Raw genomic sequence first — 25,287 nt, 5'->3', positions numbered from 1 at the left:
AATAATTTACCCCTCAAGTCAATTTCCAACCCCTTTTGTCAGCACTCAAAAACCTTCAGGGATAACGCTAGATGTGGAAGTGTAGGCTATTAGGGATTTTAGGGTTTGGTTGAGTGACTCAGAAAATTCTGTCCCAGATGCGATCGCTTCTTCAATCTGGACTGATAGTTGTCCTGCATTTTGCCAGTCAATTCCAGTGATGATCTGACGTTGACGCATTTGGTAGCACATTTGGACTGCGGGGTTGATTTCTTCAGGAGCCACTATCAGGGAATCTAGAGAAGAAGCACCTTTCTTACCGGGTTTCTTGATGATGTGAATGGGTTCTCCTGGTTGACGCTCAATGTCTGCGTTTGCCAGTTCAGCGCAAAGAGGAGTAAAGGCATCCCGTAGTAATTGGTCGTCAATGGCGATCGCTTCTGGAATCCAGTGTTGTTGACCTTCGTAGATAACAAGTAATTTGTTACTATTTGTAGTAGTCATGGCATTTAAAAAAGTGAAATTTGCGTAGTATTACTTGCTGGTTTAGTAGTATCTGATCTAGCAGTTTCAGTGCGTACTGGAGTCTGGGTAGTGGGTTTATTGGTTTTGACAGTTTTAGTCTGGGCTATATTCCGGCGAATTTGGCGATTAGGAAAATCGGCTTTCAGTTCATCCAGTAATTGAACAATTGCAGGGGGTAAATCACCGAGTTCTTCTTGATTGAGCATGGTAACTACAGGGAAATCACCGTGACTACTGGCAGCAATCATTACAGGTCTATCTCCTGTTTGTTCTGTAGGTAGTAGGGTGATAACGATTTGAACTTTGCATTGCTCGAAAATAAATGGTTCTAGTTGATTTACCTTGTTGGTAGCAGATGTTTCTATGTCATCGTCGTCTAACTCATGAGAGTCGATTTCATCTTCGGCGTAGCTATTTTCATCACTTACTGGTTCTAAAAGTTGCAAGAAGTTAGGTTTACCTGCACGCAAGCGTTCCCTGTCAAATAGCAATCCTAAAGCTTGGAACTGTTCTTCAGCAGTGGTTTTTCCCTGTTGTTCTGAAATGTAAGATTTTAAGGTTTCAGAAGTAACAGTGAGATTGGCTTTGACAATGGCCTGTTCTGGTGTTAGCCATTTTGTAGTCATAGCTTTTTTAGCCTTGTTAACTGGTGTGCAAGCGGTTGTGGCGGTAGCCAGAAGTAGAAACTGTTTTTGAGAGTAGGGTACTGCTAGACTAAAACATATCCCCTTTGCTTTTCTCGACTGAGCCATGTCTACGGTAATTACCCAATCCCTGACTCTGGAGGAGTTTCTCAAGCTACCAGAAACAAAGCCTGCAAGCGTTTACATTAATGGTGAGATTATTCAAAAACCAATGCCAAAAGGGAAGCATAGGCGATTACAGTTAAGGTTGTGCAACAGTATCAACGATGTTGCCGAAAGCCTTCATGTTGCTTATGCCTTTCCAGAACTGCGCTGTAGTTTTGGTATCCGTTCAATAGTACCTGATGTAGCGGTTTTCAACTGGTCGCGTATTCCCTTTGCTGCTGATGGGGAAGCACCCAATGATTTTTTGCTTTCTCCAGACTGGACAATTGAAATTCTTTCTCCCGAACAAAGTTCAAATCGAGTTACAGGCAATATTCTCTATTGCTTAGATCATGGTTGCCAATTAGGTTGGTTAATAGACCCAGAAGATCGTTCCATTTTGGTCTTCCGTCCAAATCAGCAACCAGAACTTTTGCAGGGTGATGAGCGTTTGCCAGTGTTAGCCGGGATAGACTTGGAGTTAAGTGTAGCTCAGGTGTTTGGTTGGCTAAAAATGAGCAGTTAGAGAAACAGCTAAAACAAGTTCTCCACAAATTTTTGATGACGTAAAAACAGGAGTTTCAGCCATCGTGAATCAGGAGTATTCACCATTGGTTTAAGAGCGTAGATGCTTATAAGGCTTGTCGCCAAACATCGCTTGCTTCTGAGCTAGGGGTATCGCCTGAAATGCTAACTAATAGGTTGTTTTGCTCCCTCTCTGTATTTACCTGAAATGTCCGCTTGTCTTGACTTCTAAAAACTTTTTGGTTGACGTAGAAGTAGCAGCCAACAAAACAGTAAAATTTCTGCTGTTGGCTGATAAATTAGTTAAAGCTATTGCTAAGTTAAAAGCGAGTCTTTGAAGTCTTGAATTGCCGTTGCTGTCAAAGCATAAATAACTCGACGCTTACGCATGATGTGAGTACCATCTACAGGAATACCTTTCTTCCAAGCAGCAATGATAGCTTTCTTGTCTGCTGAGTAAACAGTCTTTTCTCTGCGGTATTTTGGAGACAATTGTTCTGCATCTATCAGCACCTCACAACTTGGCGGATTTTCTTGAATTGTGATGCGAAGTGAATTACCAATCATTTGCTCAGGTAGAATTCCTGCGGCAGTTTGTTCTAAAATAGTTTCATCTAATTTTTGTCGCCAGCGTTCTAGTCTTAACAGTGCTGATTGATGTACAGCTTTTAGATGTTCTAGTCGTTGCTTAATAGCCGCTATTTCAGCATCCAGTTGCAATGCTAATTCTGCTTGGATATCAACAACTTCTTCTTGAACTTCCTGAGTTTCCCAAATAGCGGTGATGATAGCAGCTTCCTCTTCAGGAGTCTGGCAATTGGTTAGTTGTTCCCAGAGATGAGCAGCAGTTTGGGAAAGTCCTGCTAAGGATTGTTGAGCGAGTGCTAAATTCATGACTACCACTCCTCACAAGCTTGGTAGTATTCATATTCAGCTTCAATCTGTTCTAAGATAGCTATAGTGCCTGAATCTAAATTAGTATTGAAAGATAAATTGGAAATGACCTTTTGTGGAGGTTGAAGATTTTGATTAGCAGCAATAGTTGAGTCAGCCGAAGTTAAAGTTATTGTCAGTGTTTGCATAAATGTTGCTTGCTTAATGCCAGAAACCGTGGCGCGATAGCGCGTCTGGAGAGTGACAATATTCACACAAGGATTTTGCCCTTTTACGGACGTTTAAGCGAACAAAATTGTTGATGACCACAATTAAGAAGCAAGTTTAGCGTTGATAAAACTGAAGATTTTTTCTAATTCTAATAACCCAGCTAATTCTGCTTGTTCATCTGGATTGAGTAAGTTTTCTTTATTTTTTTCTAATAGTTCCTCTAAACCTATTTGTAATTCTTCAGTAAAAGAAAAAGGACGAAACTGATCAGAAAGATTAAGTTTTATTCCATTTGGTAGCCAAGATGAAGGCTGTTTCATTAATTCTTTCATGGGTATCTCCATTAATGGTGAATAATATTATTATGCACTTGGTCAGTAGCTGAGATGAGTTTTCTTGATTACAATTAAGGTTGATACTTGCGAATAAAAACTGTTAAACACGAGCAGCCTGATAACTACTAATGTCTACTGGCTATTACCCGGTTATTCTTTATCCACCCCTAGCAAGGCGGTTTGCTAACGGTGATCGAGGAAAGGGGTATCTAAAAGCGTTGTTTCAAGGATGCGTTGCATCCCCAGATGGGAATGGTACAGCCAAGCAAGGTGTGAGCGAAAAGGAGTTTTTTCGCCATTTACTGTGTACGTTTCTAGAGAATCTTATCTGTCAAGCGGTGGAATTTGAAATTCCTGGTTCGTCTCGACGTTACTCAGCCGATTTTATCCTTTACCATCAATCTTCTGGGTTAGCTCTCGATATTGAGATTGATGAACCTTATACTGGAGATACAGGTAAACCTCACCACTGCATTGATGTTGATGACGATAAAATCCGTAACCGTTTTTTCTTAGAGCGCAATTGGGGTGTGGTGAGATTTGCAGAAGTTCAGGTGGTGCGTCATCCTTGGAGCTGTTGTAAGACGATCGCTCAAATCATCGCTAGATTAACTGGAGATGATAGCGTGTTCATATTATTACAAAGATTGGCTGATGTCCCTTTACAAAAACAGTGGACAAAGCGTGAGGCTAGGCTGATGGCTAAGAACAATTATCGTCAGTCTTATTTACCAAAAATGGTAAAGTAAAGTCAGAAATAATTAAAACAAAAGGTAATAAGTCAGAAAGTATCATAGGATAGTTGATTTATTATGTCTTTTAAATATAATCAAGAATAAATTTCCGTATTGCTGGAATCAGGGGATGGAGTTTGATATATTGAAATCTCAAACTCCTTATCCCCTTTGCTTCTCTACGCCTCTGCATGAGATAAATTATCCCGCGATTATGCACCGCCTAAATTTCTTGTATATTTGAACTTAATGAAGTTGTCTTATCTGCTAATCTTTTGTAATTAAAGATTATGTCATTACCTGAATTATTGGAATTACCTTGTAAACCAATCAATACTTCTATTGTGTTACTATTATATCCACAATAAGTGGGAGGTTGTTGACTAAGTTTTGAGAAAATCTCCTGTAATGTTTTCCATGCAGATTGAATCCGAATCATTTTCGTTACTGATTTACCAATATGGATAACTATTAGTAATTCATACTTGTCTTGATTATCAAATTTACACATTTTTTCCCATTCATTGGGTGTAATCCGAATCACATCATTATAATTAGGATTAATTGTTTTGATTTCTACAAATAATTCACTGTTTGCTTTAACACATCGAAAATCATAACCAGTTCCATCTGGCTGTTTGGAAACAGTATAACCAAGTCTTTGGTAAAACGACTCAGCTTGATCTTCACCAAATCTACCCCAATCTTCTGGTTCGTTTCCAAGACCTTGATCTTTTTGGTAGCTTGAAATGATACTACTTGTTTCTTGATTTTCTCCAGCAGGAGCGTTATCGTCCGAATCTTTTGGAATAATTGTTGTATTAGCTTCTATGTCCGGAGATGGATCAGGAATATCAAAACCGCCTTCTCTGAGATAACTAACTATTTCATCCAGAGGATCATCTAAGAAATCTAATAACTTTTCACTACTAATTTTTTTCTCATCTAATTCCAACGCTTTGATGAGGTATTCCCCAATTCTGGTATTTTTTCTGCTATTCCACCGACCAACATAAAAAATTCCATCACTACCATAAAAATTAGAAAATGGTTCTTCATAGCCTATATCTTTGATAGAATAATAAAGCGTACTAGGATTACTAATAGTAAGTTTATCTAAAGCAATAAGAATTTTTTTGCTTTGCTCATCAACTAATTGTGGAATAGTAGAGTTCACTAAGTAAACACTAATATAGTAAACTCTCGCGCGTATTAATCGCGGTAAAATTTCACAGACTTTATTTTCATCATAATAACCCTGAGCATTTTGGATTTTTTTAACATTAAAAGTAGACAATAAATATTCAAAAGCACTATAATTACTCAAACTTTCTGGAAACTTAACCAGTCGATGATTCCGCTTATAAGGTAAACCCAGTGCTGAATCTATGTAATACAATTTATTAATAGAATGGAGTTGATCATCACAAGCAAGCAGTTTACCTGTTTTACTCCATTGATTAATCAAAACTTTATCTTCATCGTTTATTGTTTGCACAATTTTAGATAATTGTTCATAAACTAATACTAATTTTTTAGTATCTCTCTCTTGTACAAAATTAGCATTTATATTGTCTAGTATTTGCAGACACGCTTTAATATCTAGTGTTCTCTTAATTCCCAAAAATAATTCTATTTTACTCGTAAGTTCTATTGCTGATATAGGTAAATCACAGTTAATTAAATTATCTTTCAGAGACGATGAGTAAACGTCTGAAGGTTTACGACATTGTTTATCTATACAAGGAATTGATGGATATTGGGTAACTAAAAATTTGAATAAAGAAGAAACTTTTCGTGTATTGTACGAACTAATCCAAATTTTGGAGTCAGCTTCTAAATTCATCCTATCCCAATTTTGCTTTAAATATAACCATAATTTATAAGCAAAGTTATAGGTTTGAATATAATCCTCAATATCACTAACTTCAAGTAAGTTCTCCAAATCATAATTATCAGCATAATCCACTTTAATAAATCTTAAATATGCTTTACTTAAATCATCAGCAAATATAAAAGACGAGCGTTGAATATATCTCAAGACTCTAATTTCTTCTGCAACTTGAATTTTCAGAAAAAACTGTTTCCATGCTTCTGCATTGTTTTCTGTAATATACTGAGGACTAATAATTTTATAAAAGCCTGTTTGAGCAAACAAACTTTCTAAATCTTGTTTAGGATGATAAGCGTTAGATAGATAGCATTGATTTGCTGGTACAAGTTGACCGTTTTTTACTAAAGTTGGTATTTCAGATAATTTTTCAAAATCATCTTGACTTAGCTCACGATAATAATTAAATATTTCTGTAGTAATTTGAAGAACATTACTATTATTAATTAGCTCTTTATTATCTTTTATTAAAGCAATTTTTTTCTTGACCAGTTCAATTCTATTAATTTCCTGCACACCAATATTAAGTAAAAATTGTCTCCACATCTCTGGCGATTCATTATTAATACAATATTCATGGCTTACAAGATTAGGTAATTTAAACTCTTGAAGAAAATCTGATGCTTCAAAAGCATTTGTATAAAAAACTGATAAATTGCAATCTGCAACTCGTTTTAAACCATCGTTAGTCAGCAGTAAAAAATTACTAAGTTTATGTTTCATTTCAGTGTTTATTGTCTGGTTATAAAGCACACTAAACATAAATCTACCAATTTGTATAGTATTAAGATTATTAATTTGATAATTATCAATCAGAGGAATAATAAAATTTTTAATAATTTCTAAGCCATCTGGTTTAACAATATTAATTTTTAGTAAGAATTGTCTCCAAGCGGTAATATCTTTCTCATATTCACAGTAATTAGATACAATAAATTTTAAATTATGTTTTTCATTTAAATTATTAGCTATGGATTCTAAAGGGTACTTTGGCTGATAGTAATCAGACAAATAACAACCAGAGGCTACAGCAGGATAATATTTATCTACTATTCTATAAAGGAGTTTGAGATTACTGAATTTTTGATATTCAATATCCGTAAATTGATGGCGGTATTGAAAAATAAAACGAATATGATTAACATGCTCATTGATTGTATTAGTTATAGGTTCATATTTATTTTTCCTAATTCTTTCTTGAATAACTTCTATAGGATTGAAATCTTTTACTCCCAGTGACAGTAAAGAGTCACGCAGATCGCTATGTTGCTGACTGTCTTGATCTAGCTTGGGGTAAACAAAAGCAAAATTATCAAAGCTTAATAATTTTTTACATTCTAGTAATGGTTGAAAATATACAGGTTGGTCATAACTAGATGCTATTAGGTTCCCATTTTCAGCCCAAATAATTGGTAATTTTATTTCTTTTATCTTAATTCCGTATTTCTTATTTTTTAAATGAATAATAATTGTAATATATTCTTCTAAAGAATCATAATAATATCTTTTTAGCAAGGTTACGAGCTTATTAAAATCGAATATTTCAACACCTAATGATTGTAATTTATGAGAATTTTTTAATGAACTGCTTACAAACTTCTTCTGAATATTTAATATAGACTTTATCTTTTCAAGATTAATAATTTCAGTAATACCTGTATCGTCAATGATAGCTTCACTTACTTTTAGTAGTTTGTCTGTTTCATCTGATGGGATAAACGCAATATTTTCTATTCCTTGAGCCAATCCATGATTAAAACTAGTTGACAATTTTTCTGTACTATTTAATTGATGAGGTATTAAGTCAGTAATGTAGTTTTTGTACTCTGGATAAGAATTACATATCCAAGCTAACACTTCAAAAAAGTAGTAGCCTATTTGTTGAAAGACAAAACCATTCCAGTCACTATCTTTACGTATACCTTCACGATTAGCTGTTGTCAGAAAATCTGCATTAACTAATAGCGGAAATTGATAATCTTTAACATTGGTAGGTAAATAAGTAAATAATACTGATTCTTGAGAAGGTAGGGAAAGTAATTTATTACTATCCAACTTAGCAGCAAAACTTAGTTTGGTTCTGATTGCTTCCTGTAATTTTTTAGGTACTGTTTGATCAGTTTGTATTCTATTCCTGACATCTTCAGGAACAATAAATTCAAAATCTTTACTTAACCACTGACTTTTGATACTGCCATTGTATACTATTTGACTGAGATTATAATTTCTATTTAATTGAAGACTAATTTTTAATCCTGAACTTAATCCTGATACGTCAATCAAATTTATATGACGCAAAAATAGCATAAATCTAGGCTCAGAAAAAAGCTCTCTGATCCTTTCTTTATATTCCTTGATTTTATCAATTCCTACATGAAGTGCTATTGCTACAGGATTTGTATAAAAATCGCTATATTTTCTAATTTCTAGTGGTAATTCATTGTTGTCTGTCCATATTGGTTTAATTTGCCACGGCAATTCTTCAGGATTTACATAATAGTTTTTATCATATCTAAATTGATAGTTACCAGAAAATACATAAACGCAATCTGCATCTGTAAAAACAGATTTAAAACCTATTCCTTTATAACCAGTTTTCGAGGAATCATTAGATTTAGTACTATCCCCAATACTAGAAATTGCTTCAACTTCTCTTTGACTAAAATGTTTCCCATCGTGAAGAATAAGTAAATGCTCTTGTAAGATAACAAAATGAGTTTTTACTATACCTGAATCTCCTGGAAAGTCATCTGCATTCTGTAAAATTTCAAATATAAAACGCTCTGTCTCTGTATATAAATCCCCAGCAATTTTTTTCAATGCTCTAGCCAAATCTAAAGCATCTTTGGGTGTACTACCCGTATTGTTAAACAGATATTCAAGCCATTTACGAGGATTATCAATTTCAATAATTTCCTGGATTATATCCGTTTGAATCAAAAACCGATTGTTTTTATTTTGGCGTTCTTTTAGGGATGATAAACAAAATCTAAATTCATAATAAGTTCCTTCCTCTAAATCATCCCGATGGACATATACACTAACTTTACCTAATCGCTGCGGGTATAATAAAAGTTTACCGTCTTTATTTTTAACATTATTAAAAAAACCAAAAGGTTTGCTCTTAACTCTTGTATATTGTCCCATCAGTATTGGTTCTGACAATCTCCAATCTTGGAGAAGTTGTTGCATAAGATTATCATCATCTTGACTAAAGGGTGTTGTGATCTGGTTGTTTGTCATAATCTATGCTATTGGGTGAGTTATAACGGTTCCCAACCTAGTGAGGCACGTTTTCAAAGCTACTAACCTCGGTAAACAAGATTTGGGTGTACCTCAGTTGCCTAGGAAACGCTATAGTCAGAACCGATATACTGAATATAGCAAGCTTTTTGAGATAGATTTATATCTTTAAATAACCGTAAATTAAACTATAATGCCTAGAAAGGTTTAGTTGCATCCTAAGCATTGCAAGTCTTTTAGACCATGAAACAGCCCTGTATGTAAAAAGCTATTGGGTCTTTGAATTTACTAAAGAGTATCTATTTAAAACTCGCTTTAACTCATTTCCGGTTTTTTAGTACCGTTTTTTTGCTTTGCGCCGTAATTTCCACTGACGTATGCTCATAGCGATAGAGCCAAAGTCCCGACTGGCAAAGGCTGTTGTTTTATTCGCACTGTGCCAAATTGTATCCGCCTCAGTTGGTTCAAGTGGAGGTTTACAGCGATCGCAATATCGGTCAAATAGTTGGCGTGGTTCGGGATGATAAGCGATTCGGTTTCTAGTGAGTAAATTAGATGTACCTAGTAGGTTACGAGCTAATTTGTAGCCAGAATTGTTTCTGTTTCCCTCAGATTCGCCATAAGTTAGTAAAGTGCGATCGCTCAAAGTTAAACAGATAGACAAAGGAACAGACACTCCGCTAGCGCGTAGTTGTTTAAGAGATGAGCAATTATCTCTGGTTGTAGCCTGTGTTACTGTCCCTCGTCGGCAATGCAAGGTTGGGCGAGGTGCAGTAATAGAATGTTGCAGTAACGCTGTTTGTGGGTCGATAACTTCTCCATTTTTCGCTTTTGTGAGAAGCTGCACCCACTTGCGCCAACGTTGCTCAGAAAGTTCGTAGGGAAATAAGGCTGTAGAATCAAATGCGGTTTCTAGTTCTTCCAGGTTGTACTGACAGTTTGACCAATGCTCTAGGGTAATGGGTATAGTTGCACTCAATATTCCATCCACCACCCGTCTGCGAAGCATACCTGGCAGTCTCATGGAACGAGCTAAGTTGCAAATAGCTGGATCTGCGTTTTGGATAATCGTCAGTTGGCGATTGAGATACAGCCATTCAGCAGGATTCAAGAAATGGCTGCATTTAAAGTAAACGTGCAGGGATTTCCCACCTGTATAAACTACGGCGGCGGGTTCCAAGTTGATTTCGTCCTTTAAGCGATCTACAGCTTGTCGCTGCTTACTCAATGCCAAATCATCAATTTCGTAGAATAAACATTGGCATTGACTAACGTGCTGATTGCTGATTCCCTTGTCTGGTTGGTTGGGGTAAAAGCTGACTGTAGCACCAAGAGATGACATTTTAAATGCCAATGCCCAACCATCAGCATAGCGTTTAGGTGTCAATCGCCAGCAAGTGTTGCCCTGTTTGTCTCGACCTCCATAAGTGCAACAGTAGAGTTGAAATCCTTGCTGGGTGATTTTACCGCAGAGAATGTAGTGGGAGTAGACAAATTGACCATTGCGACAGTAGTTATTCCAGTCTTTAGGTATCATTTCTGGGGGCAAGTCCCAAGAAATCCTGAGCCAAATTTTGGTTCCGGTGGTAAAGCCTATTTGTCTAAGAAATTTAATCGTTGTTTCTCTGGGATTTAAGGTCATGGCAGTTACGCCTAGAGAGTTTATCCCTCTCTAAGTGGCGTTAGCTGCGCTAGAACTAACTTTTCCACATTTTACTTACATAAATTTTCGCCTGAAACCTTTGATTGGCTTGGGTCACTCAGAAAAATTAGATTTGCTGCTGATGAGCAATAAGTTCCTCTAGTTGAGTTATTCTCGCTTGCAATGCCGCCACTTCTTGTTCAGAATAGCGAATAGGAATGTGCTGTGGACAGTTCCAATTCCAAGCTTCAATGTGAAACAGAATCACTCGTTCCACTTCTGCTTCATAGTTAGGAAGTTTCAGGCTTTCAATTAGTTCGCTATCATCTTCTACATACATAGCCCGCCCCCAAATTTTCAACCGTCGGCGATGGCGATAATCCATCAAAAACAAAAAAGCTTTATCATTTTCGTCAAGATTACCAACGGTAACATATTGAACATTGCCTTTGAAGTCAGCAAATCCTAAAGTCTTTTCATCTACAGCTTTCAAAAACCCAGGTTGTCCACCACGAAATTGAATGTAGGGATAACCATTAGAACCGACGGTTCCCAAATAAAAACCATCCATTTGGGCGATAAATTCCTCAATTTCTGGTGTGATGGTATCGTTAGAAGGCCCATTTTGCTCAAATCGAGCATAGGTCTGCCGTGAGCCACGTTGTTCTTGAGCAACTTTGACAGCAGGCGTGAAAGCAATTTGCGTAAATTTACGTGCCATATAACTCTTTATTTTTACATATCTAAAAACAGGGGAAGATAGAGAAAAGACAGAGGAGAAGAGAAGGGAAAAAATTCCTCTGACTCTCTACCTTCTCCATCTAAACTGGGTGTTATTTGCCTATACCAAGGCAGGTGCTGCAATTCCTTGCATTCCTATAAAACCGGGAAGGGTCTTAACTCGCTCAATCCATGCCAGAATATGAGGATAAGAGTCAAGAACAATTTTGCCATCTGGTGCTAAGGCAACATAGGGGAATACTGCTATATCTGCAATAGTTATCCGCTCGAACTCTAACCATTGGCGATCGCGCAAATGTTGGTTAAGTTGTGTAAGAATAAACTCTGCTTTTTGGTTAGCTCTGTCAATATCAATACTGGTGGCATTAAACAGATAGTACAAACGAGCCGATTCTGGCCCCTGACGCACTTCACCCGCAGTTGTAGATAGCCAACGTACAACCTGACTAAGTGAGACAGCATCCAGTGGCAACCATTGTTCACCACCATAAAAACGAGCCAAATAAACCAAAATTGCCTGTGCGTCTTTTATAATTGTGTCGCCATCCACTAATACGGGAACTTGACCGAAGGGATTAAGCGACTGAAATTCAGAGGCTTTGTGTTCCCCCTTCAGCAAATCGACCTTAATCCATTCATGTTCAATGCCCAATAGTGATAGCAAGAGCTTGACCTTATAGCTGTTACCAGAGAGTTCGTGACCATAAAGCTTAATCATTGGTTAATCCTCAATATTCTGTAAAAAGAAGCACTGTTAGGTTAAAAATTAGCGGTCTAACGGGAATAAGAACGACAGCAATCAGAGATAGTCACGGCAAGTTGATTTCTCCCGTTGTCAACTGACACCTCTTGCGATTCGAGATGCTGCATAGACATCCCTGCAAATTAAGGAATTGGTACAGTTATTTTGTACCAAGCGTTCGGTACAAAATAACTGTACCAATCGTTCGGTATAATGTCAAGAGATGAGATTTCAATTTCTGTAAATGGCAAAAGATACTTATATTCCCTGCTTGCTACAACTGTTTCGACAGTATGGTTACGATGGGGCGACTTTATCGAAAATTTCACAAGCGACAGGTTTGGGGAAAGCCAGTCTTTACCATCACTTCCCCGGTGGGAAGGATGAAATGGTGACGGCGGTGTTGGATTTTATGGAATGTTGGTTGGAGGAACACATTTTACAGATACTTCGCGGTGGAGGGGATGGGCTCACTCGGTTGACTAAGATGTGTGAGCAGATTAACGAGCTATATGAAGGCGGACAACAACCCTGTATGTGTGCCATATTGTTGATGGGGTCAGCACGAGATATCTTTCATACCAAGGTGCAAACACTATTACGAACCTGGATTGATGAAATAGCAACTGTTTTGAGGGTAGCCGGATTAGATGAGACGCTGGCTCATGAGCGTGGGGAAGATGCTGCTATTGCCATTCAAGGCGCTCTGATTGTGGCGCAGGGTTTGGATGATGTGGCTCCTTTTGTCCGTGTGATGAAACAATTGCCACAACAACTGTGCCAAGATTTGTAGGAGAGTACCTGCGGGTGCTGGCTGTTCCTTAGTCGATGGGATGGTGTTTCTTTTAATGATAACTGATATCAAAGTTCCCAACCTTGAAGCTCTGGGATTCGCCTTTGGTTGGGTTGCAAGTGATTGTTAGTTAGCATCCCATTCCAACCAGCTTCACCGGGAGAAACTTGTTTGGCTTGGGGTAGTTCAGCCAGTATCTCAGCTATCAAGTCCTCAACTTTCTCATTATCTTTAAAAGCGATGACTACTGCATCGATCGCTCGCAAAAATTCTAGAGGTATTTGCTGGCTATCGCCTACACTCCAATACAATGTAGGTTTGCGCTTTTCTTTGTCAACAGTTGATTCTAAGGCAATGACAGAGAGAACTTCAATCGGGTCACTTAGTAGCACTGCTCTTTCTAGTGTGGCATCTGTAGCAATCCAAAAACTACCATTTTTCGTAGCTTCAGAGTTCAGGGGAATAGCGCTGAAGTTACCTGTTGGTTCTAGCTGCTTGGCAAGAGTTGGAAGATCATCGAGTGTGCGTTCCACAAATATTGCTTGACCTGTTTGACTTGCATAGAGCCAACCCTTTTCATACAGTTCTGTGAGCAGAGAATTGGGTAAATTGTACTGCTGGCTTAACTTTAGGCGTATTTGCTCCCAGTTTGTTGGTTCTGGTATAGGCAAGGAGTTTGTTTGAGTAACTGCTGGTATAGGATTTTCAACAGTTTGCTCCATGAGTTTCTGGATACGTTTGTCATCCTGTTTTGGAGGTACTGCTGGTATAGGATTTTCAACAGCTTGTTCCATGAGTTTCTGGATGCGTTTGTCATCCCGCTTGGGACTGTAGTTTACACCTCGATGCTTTTGTAAACCAGGAAAGGTGTATGCTTTACCCAGATGCGTACCACTAAAAGCCACACCATCAAGTTGATAACTAATGCCTTTGACAATGCCTGTGCGAGTATAACCAACACGGACATTAATACCTTGTTGTTGCGTTTGCTCTATTAACTCTGGCATAGTGGGATGGTCGTGTGTTGCTTGGTCGAGCGATCGCTGAAGTTTGACCCTAACGCTTTCCTCTCCAGTTCTGGCAATGTGCCTACGTTCGCCAGTAGTTGGACTATGCTTATCTTTTTCCCAACTTGGTTGCACCGATTGTAAATTGTATTCGTGCTCCAACTTACGAATTACCGTTTCACTTCTGCGATCGTCCCAGCTATCAGAAACTGTAGTCCCATCTAATTGAATGCGACTGGCAGCAATATGTATGTGTTCATGAGTCCGGTCAGTATGCCGCACTACGACATATTGGTTCATATCAAAACCCATTGCTTGCAGATACTTATGGGCGATTTCATCCCAAGTATCATCATCTAAACTCTCTTTATGGGCCAAACTGAGAGAAGCGTGATAAACAGCCCTGCTCACCTTCGGGTTTAATCTTCGAGATATACCAAATTCAGCTGCTAGTTCGCGTGGGTTTGTTCCTTCCATATTCCCACCGATTTGTCTTGCTCCATCTTTGCCAAAGAGGTAGTTTAGCAGTCCCCGAAAACTTTTACCTTTGATGTGCTTGCCAATCATCCTTCATCTTGTAAATCAGTGATTAAATCAATTTCAGCAATCTCTCGCCGTACCTGTTTCACCAAATCTCTTACCTGTGACAACAATGCTCTATCTACGACTACAGGTTCTCCCATGAGTACTGAAGTATTGATTGCTTTAGCTATTTGGTTGAGATTGTTACCTATTTTCCCCAACTCCCAGTAAGTTTGGCCTGCAACTTTGGTGACACGCCTGGGCAATCTATTTTTCAGAGTCTTGGCACGAAACAACTCACTCATAGTGAGATTATTTTCATCTGCCATTAGCTGTGCTTTCTCGTATTCTGCCAAAGTCAGTCTAATGTCTATCCTGTGTGAGCGTTTTTGTCGCATTATTGATGCATTAGTCATTAGCTGTTTTAAGTTTGACGACTGCACTATCATTTGTCATTGACCAAGCGGTTACTTCCGATTCTGGTTCGATGCCAAGATGCGACGCAAGATAATGGAATACGCTGCAATAGCTTTGGTTGAGTACTAAGGAAGTCAAGATAGCGCTAGGGGCATCTCGATATAGCGAAAGCGATCGCCTACGGCAAGGCGTAGCACATCCCGCAATTAAAAAGCTAATCCGCCCAAACCTTGCAGAAATTTTCTAGGCTAAACTTTTACAGAGAATTTTCGTATCGTCTTCCCCTCTGTCACGGTGGTTGACCTACTGAGGTAGGGGAACCGTGAAAGGAGGGCAAGTTTGTTGCCGCACCTGGGGGGTGCGTTTTTTCTCAAGAGAAAAAATGTCCGGACAGCAACATAGCTTGCTACTCACCAAAGGTTTTTTTGGGCTACTCGAATCAACTGTTAGATGAATATGTAATGGATCGCTGATGGATTTGTATTGGATCTCTCATGGCATAATCTTTGTCAATTGTTAAGCATTGTTGCAAATAAAAATTATACTTACAATACGTATGTCAGACAAATGGATCTGTATTGGATCAATATTGTCACTGTAATGGATCTGCAATGGCTCGTTCGTGGATCTGGCATGGATCTGTTATGGCACACTTTTCTAAATCGAATTTCTTAGCAGAAAAGTAACGACTTAATTAACAGCAGCGAAAAAAGAATAACCAACTGGATAAAATTTGCCTTCAATAAAATGGTCAGTAGAGTGATGTTCACAGCCAATATTTGCATTTAAGTTAAAAGCAGCTTTTATGGATAATCACAACCACAGTCAATGTCAAACTTGATAGTCAGTTTTGACCCTGGTGCTTCCTTGACCAAGATTGTTTACGAACTAGCAACTGAAGGCAAACCACATTTGATGACAATGGAACCAGAGATGCTGAAGTTGCCTCAAAGTTCGATTGACGCTTATATGTCGAGTCGCAAGGGTCTAGAATCTCCTAAACCAGCAGATGAAGCCTGGGTGTCAAGTCCTGCAAATGGTGATACACAATGTACGGTAGTTGGATTCCTGGCACGGCAGTTTTCAGCATCTGCCAGACTCGATAAGCTCAAGTACGAAACCTCAATTCACAAAGCCTTAGCGGTTATTGGTGCGATCGCTCAACACAACAAATTGCCTAACAGGTTTTCACTATCACTGACCTCACTACTGCCCTATGGTGAATATCAAAATCGCCAAGCATTTGAGCAACAGTTACAATCTGCACTCAAGGATTTTAGGTTTCGGGGTCAAAGATTGCGAGTGAAACTGGAGAAATTCGAGTGCTTACCCGAAGGTGCGGGATTGGCAATGATTCGCCAACGCCAGAATGGTAAAGAATGGTTCAATGCCCAAACCATCGCAGTGCTAATGTTCGGGCATCGCAATACCAGTCTTCTATTATTTGAACGGGGTAAGATGACGGCGGGTTACACCAATGGGCTGGGCTTTCACCAAATGGTAAAGCGAGTGATTGAGCGCACATCTGGACAGGATGCCACTGCTTTGACCTCTGCCTCTATGCAGCCGGTTCAGATATCACGGCTGATAACCAAGCAATTCGCACTCTAGTCAAAAGCAGAGAACCTAAAAATCTTGATTATGAATTGCAGATGATTGTTAATGCCATTGCTACTGCTAAAGCTGAGTATTGGTCTAGGCTTTACGATTGGCTGGAATCAACTTTACCTGCGGTGAACGAGGTGATTTTGAGTGGTGGCGCAGCATTGTACTTAGAGCAAGAGTTACAAGATTGTTTTCAAGAAATTTCAACTTATTGGGGTGCTGACTTACAGCAACAGGTACAAGAAGTATTCAAGGATAAAAGTAATGATTATTGCCGTACTTTCCGAGAGCAGGAAGCTTTGTCGTTTAGGTTGATTGATGCGTTTGGTTTGTTTATGCGGTTTAGAGCGCAAATGGAGAAGGTAGCATGACTACAAATAAAAAACAATCCAAAAATAATGACAATAATAGACAGCCCAATAGTAGCGGTAGTCGCAGGCTATCTGAAGGAACTGATACTAACAGACAAAGACAATATAAAAATTTGACTCTTCGGCTTCGTGCTTACTCAAATACTGTTGATGCAAAGCTAATTATATATTTGCAAAAAGGAAATGGAGTTAGTACTAGAAAAGAGATCGTGTTACAGGCATTACGAATGTGTTGGTTGCCTTTAGCATATCAAGCTCAAGCAAATGCGGATGTACAAATTAGTGATAAAGAGGTGCGTCAGGTAGGGTTAATTTGTTGTCATGCCCTGGAGCAACATTTGGCTTATTTGCGAATGGAACTAGGATTACCGCATAAATCAAGTGATGTTTTGCCTGTACCTCTCAGCACTATGACCAATCCTCAAACGCTTGCTACTATGTTCGGGCTAGAAATTGGTAATAGCGGTGGTATTGATGATCAGAATAATAGTAATGCTAGCGCTAAAGGTAAAACTAAAGGCAATGGCAGTAGTAATAGTGACAACCAGCCAAAACACAAAATAGATTCTGATTCCTTCATTCCTGGTGAGGGGTCTTTCTATGATGACACAGACAATATGTTTGAGAATATTTAAGTATTCATTAATGCACATTTAGTAAAATTACAAAGGAGATTTCAGATGGCAGCAATTCATTTCATGGATGGTGAAAAAGGTGGAGTTGGCAAGTCTTTGTTTGCACGCGTTATGGTGCAATACTGCATTGACAATCAACTATCTTATGAGTTGGTAGAAGCAGATCAAAGTAATCCAGATGTGGGCGCATTTTACCCAGATAATCATAAAACAGCAGTTTTTAGTGAATCAGAACGTAAAGCTTACGATGCTGATGAAATTTTTAATTTAGCACTAACAACTTCTGTCATTGTCAATTTACCTGCTCAAGTATACCCAGCAGTCACTGATTGGATTGAGCGGAATCAAATCCTAGAACTTACTGGGAAAAATAAGGTCAAAATATATAAGTGGTTTGTTTGTAGTGGTGGATATGACAGCGTTCAATTATTTATGCAATCTCTCGAACGCTTTGAGAACAAGATTAAGCACATATTTGTACGCAATTATGGTTTATGCGATGACTGGAAACATGTAGATGGACGTAAGAATTTACAGGAATTAATCAAAGCTTATAAAGTAGCTGTCATCAATTTTCCCAAATTCAGCTATCGAGAGCGGGATATCCTTGATGCAAATCAGATAAATTTTTCTGCGGCTAGAGATTATGGAGAGTTAGGTGTATTGGGTAAGCAGCGATTACACAATTTTCTCAAAAGAACTTCTGAGGAAATTGAGAAAGCTAAAATTTGGAACCCTCCGGCAGCTTCAATTACTTCCCCCATAGAAAAAGTTGATGATGCTAATGTTAACGGCAAAGTTACTACCAAGAAGTAATCTAATTCAGGAGTGCTGTTCATGGATAGCGGGGCGTTTAGCCCGTGCAATTAATTTTACTTTTTTACTCAACACTCGTTACTCAGCACTCAGCACTGTTTCAGTGACATCTCCCACCATCAAATCAAATTACCAAATGAGCGTATGGTACGAGGGCGCAAATTAGCTAAAAGCAAATACAGATATGAGTAATTCTCACACTGAAGAACTTGATTTAGACGATGAGTTTTTGGATTCAGTAGCTGCTAGAGGCAAAGGACTGAGCCAAATTCCTTACCCAACTTTACTAGATTTAGCCATTCGAGGTAAAGATGATTCATTTAAAGCTAGGGTTTGGGAAATTGTAGTCCAAACCGGACTAGACCCTGATGACCCAGCATTTCTGATGATGATTGCTACTGGCAGGCTACAAGTGCTATTGGAAGACAATCCCAAAGAAATGGAAGCAATGTTTGACCTGTGGCAAACGCAGCTTTATGACCATCTCCAGACATATGAAAAGGCAGCAGTAAAAGGTCAGCAAAAAGCGATCGCTCAGGCTGTGACGGGATTAATTAGGCGTACTGAATTTGAGCGTGCTATTCATTCAGTTCCCTCTTTAATTGCTGCGGGAATACTGCTATTAATTGCAGCTGGAGTAGGCGGACTGGTAAGTGTAGGTGGAATATCCTGGTATCAATCTAGTCATCTAGATCCTGCTGGGCCACGCCAACTCACACAAGCCCAAGCCAATGCTTTGGAATGGGCAACCAGTAATGAAGGTAAGTTTGCTCACAACCTAATGCAATGGAATCAAGATTTGCTGAGTCGTGACCAAAACGGTCAACTTACTTGTGCTAAAGATGTCAAGCGTTTGGGGGTAACACTGGAAATTGGAGCAAGTAGCAGAAAAGCCTCATCCGGGTTCTGCACGTTATGGACATCACCTAGCAATCAGCGCAAGTTTGTATCTAAGTTAAAAAATTAGTTGTCAATTTCTCAATCGTAGAAGAGGATTCAGCAGATGTTTACCCGCAAAGTTAACTGGCTTTGGCTGCTGGTAATAGGAGGTATAGTTACAGCTTGTACCCCTACTACTGTAAATGTCAGTGGCAAGGATGAGAGGAATACGACTCAAGCTCAAGCTCAAACTGTGCCTAATTATCCACCGATGTATGATGTGGATGTTAAAGTTTGTGGCAACATCATTGCCCCGCTAAAAGATGGAAAACGTTGTGTCAATCAACAATTGCGTTTGTGGGGGCCAGTAGGAGAGGCAAAATTAGTTCGTGCTGGTATTTCTCTGCCATCAGTTTCTAGCGTAGAGCATAAATTAGCGATCGCCTCGAAAGGCTGTTATCCTGTTTATTCCCAACCTGACCAACAGCAGTTTTATTGGGCTAATTCCATTATTCAAGTCAACAGGGGAGATACTGCACCCACAGTCGAAGTCAAGCCAACTCAACTTTCAAACCAGCAGATTTATGAGTTAATGACTAGTAAACTTTCCAGTCGGACAATTACAACATTTGGTGGAGTGGGGTGCGAAGCTGCATCTTTGGTCAAATAAAGCTTTTACGGTTAAGGGTGGGCGGGCAAAAAAGTTACCCCACATTTTAGTGGGGCTACTGTGAGAACCAGCAGGTAATTATGAAGCTTCAGCCCATCTAGCTGTACGTTGTTGTTTATGAGCTTTGCGCCGCTCCCGTACTGCATCCAAATCTTTCAGTCCATACAGACGTTTGGCGTATGCTAGTAGTTCATTGATGGGAGTTTCGCTATAATCCTGGCGAAACTGAATGTTATGTTCGTTCCAATCAAACTCTTGCTGATTAAAACGTGCTTGAGCAGCAAGTTCTCTGCCTGATTCCTCACGTAAAACTTCTAGTACCATTAATCGCACTTTATCCTGATATCCTATTACTTGATCCAACGCTTTTGTTTGTTGCTGATTACGAGTCATTTGATTATCCTTTGATTAACGAATTAATACATCTCACCTAGACAGCATCGACAGATGCCTTCTGAGTTAGAGTTCACTTTTAAATCTCTTGAATTCAGCAGCAATCGCTGCCTTCAATTCTGTTTTTTGTCTGCGGGTGGGCGGGAAATAAAAATGCCCCGAATTAGATAATTCAGGGCATTGTAATTAATCGTCAATTTCTATATCTTCGTCATCTTCATCTTGTTCAAAATCGTCATTTATCAAGTCATCAGAGTTGCTACTTAAACCATTGAGTCCGTCCATGCGTTTAGACCGAGCAGCTTTATGAGAAGCACGTCTATCTCGAATTTCATCAAGATTATTCAAGCCGTAAAGTTTGCGGGCATAATTCACCAGTTCTTTTAATGGTGTATTTACATAGTCCTTACGGAATTGGGAATTGTGTTTGTCCCAATCAAACTCTTGTTCGTTAAATCTCGCTGCTGCTGCTAATTCTCTTCCTGATTCTTCCCGCAATACTTCAATTACCATCAGGTGTACTTTTTCCTGATAAGTCATTACTCGTTCTAAAGCAGGAATATGCCTTTCAATTTTGCGTGATGCTTTAGCAGTTTTGCGAACGTTAGCGTTAACCATGAGAATTACTCCTTGATATTTAGTATTTTTCTCATATAAACAGCATCGAAAGATGCAATTCGCTCCAATTTTAATTCTTTATTCGGCAAAAAAATAACCTGTATTGTTTGAGGCAATACAGGGTTGTTTTGGGTTATTATTCTGTCAATTACTGAGAATAATTCGGAATTATTTACTCGTCTTCATCTTCTTCATCTAATTCGTCATCTTCATCTAAATCTTCGTCTAGTTCATCTTCGATATCCTCCTCATCTTCATCCACGTCTTCGTCTAGTTCATCATCTAAATCGTCAAGTTCTTCCTCTTCTTGTTCTTGGAAAGAATTACGACGTTCCAGAGATGCGCGGTTGAATTCAACTAAATCTGCTATTGCTTGCTCTGGGTCAGTGCTGATAGTGTCATACAGCATACTCATGAAAATTGCCACTACTTCTGGTGCATATTTGAGTGCATCTGGTTGTCCAAATAATTTAGTAAATAATTTGGTATTCCATTTCTGCCAATCAAACTTTTTGTTACCACCTTTCTTTTTGACTTGGGCTGCAATATCAAGTCCGAGTTTTTCACGCGCTGCATGACCGATTTTTGTGGAAACACGCGAATCCCGTAGTTGTAATTTAACGCCGTATTCCTTGAAGATTAGGTTCCGCAATTCCTTCAACAATGCTAATGCCTCTTCTTGCGGTGAAGCATTCGCTACCTTTGATTTAGTTGTAGCGGATGTGCCATTGGTTTTGGCAGATGTTTTGGCATTAGCTACGTTGCGATTGTTGTTATTGGTTCTAGCTTTAGCGATTCCTTCGGAGCGTTTTGCGTAAGCCATTTTACAGCTTCCTTTAATAAAGTGAATTTTTCACCTCCTTGCCGCAATCGCGGCTTTCACATCCATTTCATTTCAATTTTTTTGCGATTTCAAACCTGTCTTTGCTGCGACGATAAATTTATGCTTTTAAGAGATAAAGAAGCGGACTAGGAGCAGTTTCCGAAATTAACGCTGTGATGGAGGCGATGCCTGCGGCGGGCGTAGCCATCGCTCTTTTTCACGTCAGAAATATAGCCAACCCGTGAGTGATAACTATCCATGTGGCTAAAGCACCAGTAATAAATTTGCTCTACAAGGGGAAAGTAAGTTGTTAAAGTAAGGTTTATGAAATTGATAACAGACTGGCCTGCTCTAGCTAACCAAAATACTCCAATTGTGGCTGTGGAGTATCATACGCCTGACATAATCCAGATATTGCAGCAGTTTTACCATTGGGGTCAAGAGCGTTCTTTGTCAGTCTTTGTTTGGAATCCTGGTTACTGTGGACTACAGCAATTAATTAAGCATCAAGGTCAGTACATCTTACAGCCAACTGACAGGGGTAAAGACGGAGATATTATTCAGTATCTTCTGGAGGAATATCAACCAGGCATTTATTTACTAGAGGGAGTTCTAAATGAGGGTGATGGTAGCAAAATAAGTCAAAAATTTAGCTATCAATTACTAAATGCCTGTCATCAAGCTCTCTGGAGTCAACAACATCATTACTGGGTGTTATTAGAAACTTACGTTCAACTATCTCTAGAATTACAGCCTTTTATTCCTGTGCTATCAAATCCACTTCCAGATCAACAGCAGGTGCAGATAGTTGTGGAGCAGTTTTGTGATACCTGGGTTGGGCGTAGTCATCCCCGGCTTCAGCAGTTTGCTGAGTGCGATCTGCTGAAAGCAGCAGCGCTTCGCTATCGCCTACGCCGCGCCGTAACCGATCGCAATTCTTGGTTAAAGACAACAGAAAAAACATCAGCGCTGCAATTGCTCTTTCGTGCCTGTCAGGGTTTACCCATAGGCGAGATCAATATGCTACTACAGCAATGTTTAGGTTTTGCAGAGCAGCTTGAGGAAATCGCCCAATTAGTCCTAGAGCATAAAGTTAGTAAACTGCGGGGTCGGGGTTTAGAGTACATTGCTCAACCGGATGTACCTTCAGCCGGGGGATTAGATTTATTGGAGAAAAGGTTGGAAACTATTACCTGTCTACTTCAACCTAAAGCAAAGCAATATGGATTAAAGTTTCCCACTGGGATGCTCTTATGGGGGCCACCGGGTACTGGTAAAAGTCTCTCTGCCAAGTTAGCAGCTAAGAAAATGGGATTGCCATTGTTAGCTGCTAATTGGGGTGTACTACTGGGCGATCGTCATCCCGACAGAGCATTAAAGGAGTTTATTGCTTTGGTGACTTCCCTTTCTCCCTGCGTACTCTACTGGGACGACTTTGATAAAGGCTTTGCTGGCTGGGACTCCAATACAGATGGAGGTGTGGCACGGCGGCTATCTGCTGCTTTGTTGACTTGGATGCAAGAGCATCAAGAGCCAGTTTATACCATTGCTACTGTCAATCGCTTGTCAATGCTACCTGCGGAATTAGTTCGCCGTTTTGATGATATCTTTTTTGTGGACTTACCCCATGAAGGGGCAAGATATGAAGTTTTCAATCTACATCTAGCTAAGTATTTTCCAGCGTTTCGAGACAATAACTCACCTTGGAGCGATGAGCAATGGCGTAGACTGTTGGCTGAATATCGCATTTGCAGTCCGGCAGAAATTGGTAATGCAGTCCGTCGTTGTGCTGAAGAGGCTTTTTATCAAGGTAGACCAGGGGAAATTGAGTTTGAGGATTTGCTGAAACAGCGACAAGAATTTACACCAGCTATGGAGCGAGAGTCAGAACAGATGCAGGCAATTCGCAATCAGGCTATTTATGCTAAACCTGTAGCTAGTCAGGATGTTTCTCGATTTGCTTATCAGCATCGGGAGTTATTTGGGTGAGTCGAATGTAATTTTTGAAATTCAGCTTGTGTCGGATTTTAAAATGCCGATGGTAGAAGTATGGTTGGGATTATTGCTGGGTGGGTTTACATTAGAACAACGTGGTAATTTTTATCACAACAAAAATGTCTTGGTGAAAAGCTCTCTAACTTCGACTGGTGACATCCTTGGGCGCTGACTCTAAGACTACAGCACGAGCTGATCAACCTCACGGGAGCCCTATATTTCCCTTACAAATCAAAATCAAGACTGAAGGTTTGGTCATCAGAATCCTCTGGTTTAGAGTCTGTAGATAGCTCTTTAGTCGGCTGAATAAGTTGGTTTGACTCAGTATTAATCGGGGTGAAAGCTACTTGTTGGGTAGGGAATGTACCCTTTCTGAAAGCAAAATAACAATCAATGATAAAGTAAAGCGTCTCCAGGTAACTTTTACCTAATTGCTGTGATTCTGCAAATATCCGCTCCCGGTAGCTATCTTTGATCCGAACTTTTTCCGGTGTCAAGTCAAGTTTTTCTGTCATTGTTATAGCTTCCCAGATGTGGTTATTGGATTCTTGCTCATAATGGTTTTTGCCATTTCTAGAAGCCCAAAAACATTAGCTTCCACTGGATTGTCCAAAATTTTGAAACCGTTCTTTTCTAAAAGCTTCTTAAATCCTGGTAACAGACACCCTCCACCTATCGCCCAAATTTCATCCCCTTGGTGCTTGGCATCAAGTGTCAAATTCACCACTTTCTTCAAGTATTTTTCATACCAATCTTTCAAACAAGCACTATATATATCTTTAATATCGATGTCACGGCTGTACTTGGTATGTCCCATTTCCAGACAAAATCGGATTTTGGAGGCATCCCCGATTTTTCCCCCATTTAGATGTTTCATTTTTTGAGAAATATCATCGATGAGAACTTCTACACCGATGGGATAGGCGGTGTGAACTTCTCGTTTACCCTGGTTGTAACGAGAATACAAAGTCGTACCATTGCCAAAGTCTAAAATGGTTAATTTTTTCGGTAGTTGATGCCCAAACAATGCACCCATCCCCTCTAGCACAACTTTCAGCACTTCTACTTTCACTTCTGATTGTTTACCAGCAAGTATCGGCTGATATTCTCCATTTAGTACTTTTTGCAATTCATCAGCCAGGCCAACATCATGTAAGCTGACAACTAATTTTAAGTGCCAAGCCTTACGGTGTGGCAGATGTGCCAACGCACCGAATAATGTCAGCAACGCATTATTGACTTTGTTTTCATTGTTATCCGTGTTGCGGTCAAAATGATAACCTGTGCGGAAAGCTGATTCTCCAACTGTGTAAGCAGTACCGTTAAAAAGTATTCGTCCGGGTACATCTTCCATCTCGGCTGTGGAAATATAGCTGGGGACACGAACTACTTCAAAGCCATCGACTAAAAGTTTTAGGCTTCCATAACCGTTATCAAAGCCAGCAGGAAAAATTTTTTGTAACGTGTGAATGTTTGACATAGGGATCAAGTCAA

At 39.3% G+C, this 25,287-nt stretch carries 28 protein-coding genes; 12 read left to right on the top strand and 16 right to left on the bottom strand.

Features of this window, described 5'->3' with window-relative positions; all coding sequences use genetic code 11:
- Positions 1-45: 45 nt before the first annotated feature.
- Together V7K50_RS08900 and V7K50_RS08895 are read right to left on the bottom strand one after the other, a co-directional pair.
- The gene (locus V7K50_RS08900; protein WP_334959173.1) at positions 46-483 is read right to left on the bottom strand and encodes a hypothetical protein; all 438 of its coding nucleotides are present in this window, start codon (positions 481-483) and stop codon (positions 46-48) included.
- A 5-nt stretch (positions 484-488) separates the two neighbouring features.
- Positions 489-1,130, bottom strand: a complete 642-nt coding sequence (locus V7K50_RS08895) for a hypothetical protein (protein ID WP_334959171.1) — start codon at positions 1,128-1,130, stop codon at positions 489-491.
- Positions 1,131-1,254: 124 nt separating this feature from the next.
- On the opposite strand from V7K50_RS08895, the gene V7K50_RS08890 reads away from it, so the two are divergent.
- Positions 1,255-1,818 (top strand): Uma2 family endonuclease, encoded by a 564-nt coding sequence (locus V7K50_RS08890; RefSeq protein WP_334959169.1) that lies wholly within the window; start codon positions 1,255-1,257, stop codon positions 1,816-1,818.
- Between the two features lie 314 nt (positions 1,819-2,132).
- Here V7K50_RS08890 and V7K50_RS08885 read toward each other — a convergent pair whose 3' ends face one another.
- From V7K50_RS08885 to V7K50_RS08875, 3 genes are read right to left on the bottom strand one after another with little or no spacing between them, the layout of a single operon-like run.
- A complete protein-coding gene (locus V7K50_RS08885) occupies positions 2,133-2,711 on the bottom strand; it encodes a siphovirus Gp157 family protein (RefSeq protein WP_334959167.1) in 579 nt (192 codons plus the stop codon).
- 2 nt (positions 2,712-2,713) lie between these two features.
- Positions 2,714-2,965, bottom strand: coding sequence for a hypothetical protein (locus V7K50_RS08880; protein WP_334959165.1), 252 nt, complete (start codon positions 2,963-2,965; stop codon positions 2,714-2,716).
- Positions 2,966-3,022: 57 nt separating this feature from the next.
- Complete coding sequence (locus V7K50_RS08875; RefSeq protein WP_334959163.1) at positions 3,023-3,253, bottom strand: hypothetical protein; 231 nt, start codon at positions 3,251-3,253, stop codon at positions 3,023-3,025.
- Positions 3,254-3,384: 131 nt separating this feature from the next.
- Between V7K50_RS08875 and V7K50_RS08870 the strand changes: the two genes are divergently transcribed.
- On the top strand, positions 3,385-4,005 hold the full coding sequence (locus tag V7K50_RS08870; RefSeq protein WP_334959161.1) for a hypothetical protein: 621 nt from the start codon (positions 3,385-3,387) through the stop codon (positions 4,003-4,005).
- 208 nt (positions 4,006-4,213) lie between these two features.
- Here V7K50_RS08870 and V7K50_RS08865 read toward each other — a convergent pair whose 3' ends face one another.
- The 4 genes from V7K50_RS08865 to V7K50_RS08850 form a co-directional block, all read right to left on the bottom strand.
- Positions 4,214-9,124 carry a DUF3883 domain-containing protein gene (locus tag V7K50_RS08865; protein ID WP_334959159.1) on the bottom strand — a complete coding sequence of 1,637 codons (4,911 nt, stop codon included), beginning with the start codon at positions 9,122-9,124 and terminating at the stop codon, positions 4,214-4,216.
- A gap of 334 nt (positions 9,125-9,458) precedes the next feature.
- Positions 9,459-10,766, bottom strand: a complete 1,308-nt coding sequence (locus V7K50_RS08860; protein ID WP_334959157.1) for a hypothetical protein — start codon at positions 10,764-10,766, stop codon at positions 9,459-9,461.
- 127 nt (positions 10,767-10,893) lie between these two features.
- Positions 10,894-11,487: a pyridoxamine 5'-phosphate oxidase family protein gene (locus V7K50_RS08855; RefSeq protein ID WP_334959155.1), complete on the bottom strand. Its 594-nt coding sequence runs from the start codon at positions 11,485-11,487 to the stop codon at positions 10,894-10,896.
- A gap of 120 nt (positions 11,488-11,607) precedes the next feature.
- The gene (locus V7K50_RS08850; RefSeq protein ID WP_334959153.1) at positions 11,608-12,225 is read right to left on the bottom strand and encodes a glutathione S-transferase family protein; all 618 of its coding nucleotides are present in this window, start codon (positions 12,223-12,225) and stop codon (positions 11,608-11,610) included.
- A gap of 268 nt (positions 12,226-12,493) precedes the next feature.
- On the opposite strand from V7K50_RS08850, the gene V7K50_RS08845 reads away from it, so the two are divergent.
- On the top strand, positions 12,494-13,042 hold the full coding sequence (locus V7K50_RS08845; RefSeq protein WP_334959151.1) for a TetR/AcrR family transcriptional regulator: 549 nt from the start codon (positions 12,494-12,496) through the stop codon (positions 13,040-13,042).
- Between the two features lie 68 nt (positions 13,043-13,110).
- Here V7K50_RS08845 and V7K50_RS08840 read toward each other — a convergent pair whose 3' ends face one another.
- Both V7K50_RS08840 and V7K50_RS08835 read right to left on the bottom strand, forming a co-directional pair.
- Positions 13,111-14,616: a relaxase/mobilization nuclease domain-containing protein gene (locus V7K50_RS08840; protein WP_334959149.1), complete on the bottom strand. Its 1,506-nt coding sequence runs from the start codon at positions 14,614-14,616 to the stop codon at positions 13,111-13,113.
- On the bottom strand, positions 14,613-14,987 hold the full coding sequence (locus tag V7K50_RS08835) for a plasmid mobilization protein (protein ID WP_223265518.1): 375 nt from the start codon (positions 14,985-14,987) through the stop codon (positions 14,613-14,615). Before V7K50_RS08835 ends, V7K50_RS08840 begins: the two co-directional genes overlap by 4 nt.
- Before the next feature lie 119 nt (positions 14,988-15,106).
- Between V7K50_RS08835 and V7K50_RS08830 the strand changes: the two genes are divergently transcribed.
- From V7K50_RS08830 to V7K50_RS08800, 7 genes are all read left to right on the top strand, one after another.
- Positions 15,107-15,235, top strand: coding sequence for a hypothetical protein (locus V7K50_RS08830; RefSeq protein ID WP_334959146.1), 129 nt, complete (start codon positions 15,107-15,109; stop codon positions 15,233-15,235).
- A 581-nt stretch (positions 15,236-15,816) separates the two neighbouring features.
- Complete coding sequence (locus V7K50_RS08825) at positions 15,817-16,599, top strand: ParM/StbA family protein (RefSeq protein WP_334959144.1); 783 nt, start codon at positions 15,817-15,819, stop codon at positions 16,597-16,599.
- 41 nt (positions 16,600-16,640) lie between these two features.
- Positions 16,641-16,964, top strand: coding sequence for a hypothetical protein (locus V7K50_RS08820; RefSeq protein WP_334959142.1), 324 nt, complete (start codon positions 16,641-16,643; stop codon positions 16,962-16,964).
- Entirely contained in the window at positions 16,961-17,599 is a 639-nt protein-coding gene (locus tag V7K50_RS08815) for a hypothetical protein (RefSeq protein WP_334959140.1), read from the top strand. The genes V7K50_RS08820 and V7K50_RS08815 overlap by 4 nt, the downstream gene beginning before the upstream one ends.
- A gap of 45 nt (positions 17,600-17,644) precedes the next feature.
- Positions 17,645-18,415, top strand: coding sequence for a mobilization protein (locus tag V7K50_RS08810; protein ID WP_334959138.1), 771 nt, complete (start codon positions 17,645-17,647; stop codon positions 18,413-18,415).
- 184 nt (positions 18,416-18,599) lie between these two features.
- Entirely contained in the window at positions 18,600-19,382 is a 783-nt protein-coding gene (locus V7K50_RS08805; RefSeq protein ID WP_334959136.1) for a DUF6753 family protein, read from the top strand.
- A 36-nt stretch (positions 19,383-19,418) separates the two neighbouring features.
- Positions 19,419-19,964, top strand: a complete 546-nt coding sequence (locus V7K50_RS08800; protein WP_334959134.1) for a hypothetical protein — start codon at positions 19,419-19,421, stop codon at positions 19,962-19,964.
- A 78-nt stretch (positions 19,965-20,042) separates the two neighbouring features.
- On the opposite strand, the gene V7K50_RS08795 is transcribed toward V7K50_RS08800, so the two are convergent.
- From V7K50_RS08795 to V7K50_RS08785, 3 genes are all read right to left on the bottom strand, one after another.
- The gene (locus tag V7K50_RS08795; RefSeq protein ID WP_292792833.1) at positions 20,043-20,357 is read right to left on the bottom strand and encodes a hypothetical protein; all 315 of its coding nucleotides are present in this window, start codon (positions 20,355-20,357) and stop codon (positions 20,043-20,045) included.
- A gap of 186 nt (positions 20,358-20,543) precedes the next feature.
- The gene (locus tag V7K50_RS08790) at positions 20,544-20,975 is read right to left on the bottom strand and encodes a hypothetical protein (RefSeq protein WP_334959132.1); all 432 of its coding nucleotides are present in this window, start codon (positions 20,973-20,975) and stop codon (positions 20,544-20,546) included.
- 172 nt (positions 20,976-21,147) lie between these two features.
- Positions 21,148-21,798: a primosomal protein gene (locus tag V7K50_RS08785; protein ID WP_334959130.1), complete on the bottom strand. Its 651-nt coding sequence runs from the start codon at positions 21,796-21,798 to the stop codon at positions 21,148-21,150.
- A gap of 324 nt (positions 21,799-22,122) precedes the next feature.
- Here V7K50_RS08785 and V7K50_RS08780 point away from each other — a divergent pair, with 324 nt between their 5' ends.
- Both V7K50_RS08780 and V7K50_RS08775 read left to right on the top strand, forming a co-directional pair.
- Positions 22,123-23,787 (top strand): ATP-binding protein, encoded by a 1,665-nt coding sequence (locus tag V7K50_RS08780; RefSeq protein ID WP_334959128.1) that lies wholly within the window; start codon positions 22,123-22,125, stop codon positions 23,785-23,787.
- Positions 23,788-23,815: 28 nt separating this feature from the next.
- Positions 23,816-23,965: a hypothetical protein gene (locus V7K50_RS08775; RefSeq protein WP_334959126.1), complete on the top strand. Its 150-nt coding sequence runs from the start codon at positions 23,816-23,818 to the stop codon at positions 23,963-23,965.
- A 52-nt stretch (positions 23,966-24,017) separates the two neighbouring features.
- Here V7K50_RS08775 and V7K50_RS08770 read toward each other — a convergent pair whose 3' ends face one another.
- Entirely contained in the window at positions 24,018-24,308 is a 291-nt protein-coding gene (locus V7K50_RS08770) for a hypothetical protein (protein WP_094346684.1), read from the bottom strand.
- 2 nt (positions 24,309-24,310) lie between these two features.
- The gene (locus V7K50_RS08765) at positions 24,311-25,273 is read right to left on the bottom strand and encodes a ParM/StbA family protein (RefSeq protein WP_334959123.1); all 963 of its coding nucleotides are present in this window, start codon (positions 25,271-25,273) and stop codon (positions 24,311-24,313) included.
- Positions 25,274-25,287: the final 14 nt, after the last annotated feature.

This window comes from Nostoc sp. (assembly GCF_036917135.1).
In the GTDB taxonomy this organism is placed as follows: domain Bacteria; phylum Cyanobacteriota; class Cyanobacteriia; order Cyanobacteriales; family Nostocaceae; genus Nostoc.
Note: the sequence above shows the minus strand (reverse complement) of the source record. Positions and strands in the feature narration are given on the sequence as shown.

Coding starts and splice junctions, on each gene's coding strand:
- V7K50_RS08900 (WP_334959173.1), bottom strand. CDS start 483: ATGACTACTACAAATAGTAACAAATTACTTGTTATCTACGAAGGTCAA.
- V7K50_RS08895 (WP_334959171.1), bottom strand. CDS start 1,130: ATGACTACAAAATGGCTAACACCAGAACAGGCCATTGTCAAAGCCAAT.
- V7K50_RS08890 (WP_334959169.1), top strand. CDS start 1,255: ATGTCTACGGTAATTACCCAATCCCTGACTCTGGAGGAGTTTCTCAAG.
- V7K50_RS08885 (WP_334959167.1), bottom strand. CDS start 2,711: ATGAATTTAGCACTCGCTCAACAATCCTTAGCAGGACTTTCCCAAACT.
- V7K50_RS08875 (WP_334959163.1), bottom strand. CDS start 3,253: ATGAAAGAATTAATGAAACAGCCTTCATCTTGGCTACCAAATGGAATA.
- V7K50_RS08870 (WP_334959161.1), top strand. CDS start 3,385: ATGTCTACTGGCTATTACCCGGTTATTCTTTATCCACCCCTAGCAAGG.
- V7K50_RS08865 (WP_334959159.1), bottom strand. CDS start 9,124: ATGACAAACAACCAGATCACAACACCCTTTAGTCAAGATGATGATAAT.
- V7K50_RS08860 (WP_334959157.1), bottom strand. CDS start 10,766: ATGACCTTAAATCCCAGAGAAACAACGATTAAATTTCTTAGACAAATA.
- V7K50_RS08855 (WP_334959155.1), bottom strand. CDS start 11,487: ATGGCACGTAAATTTACGCAAATTGCTTTCACGCCTGCTGTCAAAGTT.
- V7K50_RS08850 (WP_334959153.1), bottom strand. CDS start 12,225: ATGATTAAGCTTTATGGTCACGAACTCTCTGGTAACAGCTATAAGGTC.
- V7K50_RS08845 (WP_334959151.1), top strand. CDS start 12,494: ATGGCAAAAGATACTTATATTCCCTGCTTGCTACAACTGTTTCGACAG.
- V7K50_RS08840 (WP_334959149.1), bottom strand. CDS start 14,616: ATGATTGGCAAGCACATCAAAGGTAAAAGTTTTCGGGGACTGCTAAAC.
- V7K50_RS08835 (WP_223265518.1), bottom strand. CDS start 14,987: ATGACTAATGCATCAATAATGCGACAAAAACGCTCACACAGGATAGAC.
- V7K50_RS08825 (WP_334959144.1), top strand. CDS start 15,817: ATGTCAAACTTGATAGTCAGTTTTGACCCTGGTGCTTCCTTGACCAAG.
- V7K50_RS08820 (WP_334959142.1), top strand. CDS start 16,641: ATGATTGTTAATGCCATTGCTACTGCTAAAGCTGAGTATTGGTCTAGG.
- V7K50_RS08815 (WP_334959140.1), top strand. CDS start 16,961: ATGACTACAAATAAAAAACAATCCAAAAATAATGACAATAATAGACAG.
- V7K50_RS08810 (WP_334959138.1), top strand. CDS start 17,645: ATGGCAGCAATTCATTTCATGGATGGTGAAAAAGGTGGAGTTGGCAAG.
- V7K50_RS08805 (WP_334959136.1), top strand. CDS start 18,600: ATGAGTAATTCTCACACTGAAGAACTTGATTTAGACGATGAGTTTTTG.
- V7K50_RS08800 (WP_334959134.1), top strand. CDS start 19,419: ATGTTTACCCGCAAAGTTAACTGGCTTTGGCTGCTGGTAATAGGAGGT.
- V7K50_RS08795 (WP_292792833.1), bottom strand. CDS start 20,357: ATGACTCGTAATCAGCAACAAACAAAAGCGTTGGATCAAGTAATAGGA.
- V7K50_RS08790 (WP_334959132.1), bottom strand. CDS start 20,975: ATGGTTAACGCTAACGTTCGCAAAACTGCTAAAGCATCACGCAAAATT.
- V7K50_RS08785 (WP_334959130.1), bottom strand. CDS start 21,798: ATGGCTTACGCAAAACGCTCCGAAGGAATCGCTAAAGCTAGAACCAAT.
- V7K50_RS08780 (WP_334959128.1), top strand. CDS start 22,123: ATGAAATTGATAACAGACTGGCCTGCTCTAGCTAACCAAAATACTCCA.
- V7K50_RS08770 (WP_094346684.1), bottom strand. CDS start 24,308: ATGACAGAAAAACTTGACTTGACACCGGAAAAAGTTCGGATCAAAGAT.
- V7K50_RS08765 (WP_334959123.1), bottom strand. CDS start 25,273: ATGTCAAACATTCACACGTTACAAAAAATTTTTCCTGCTGGCTTTGAT.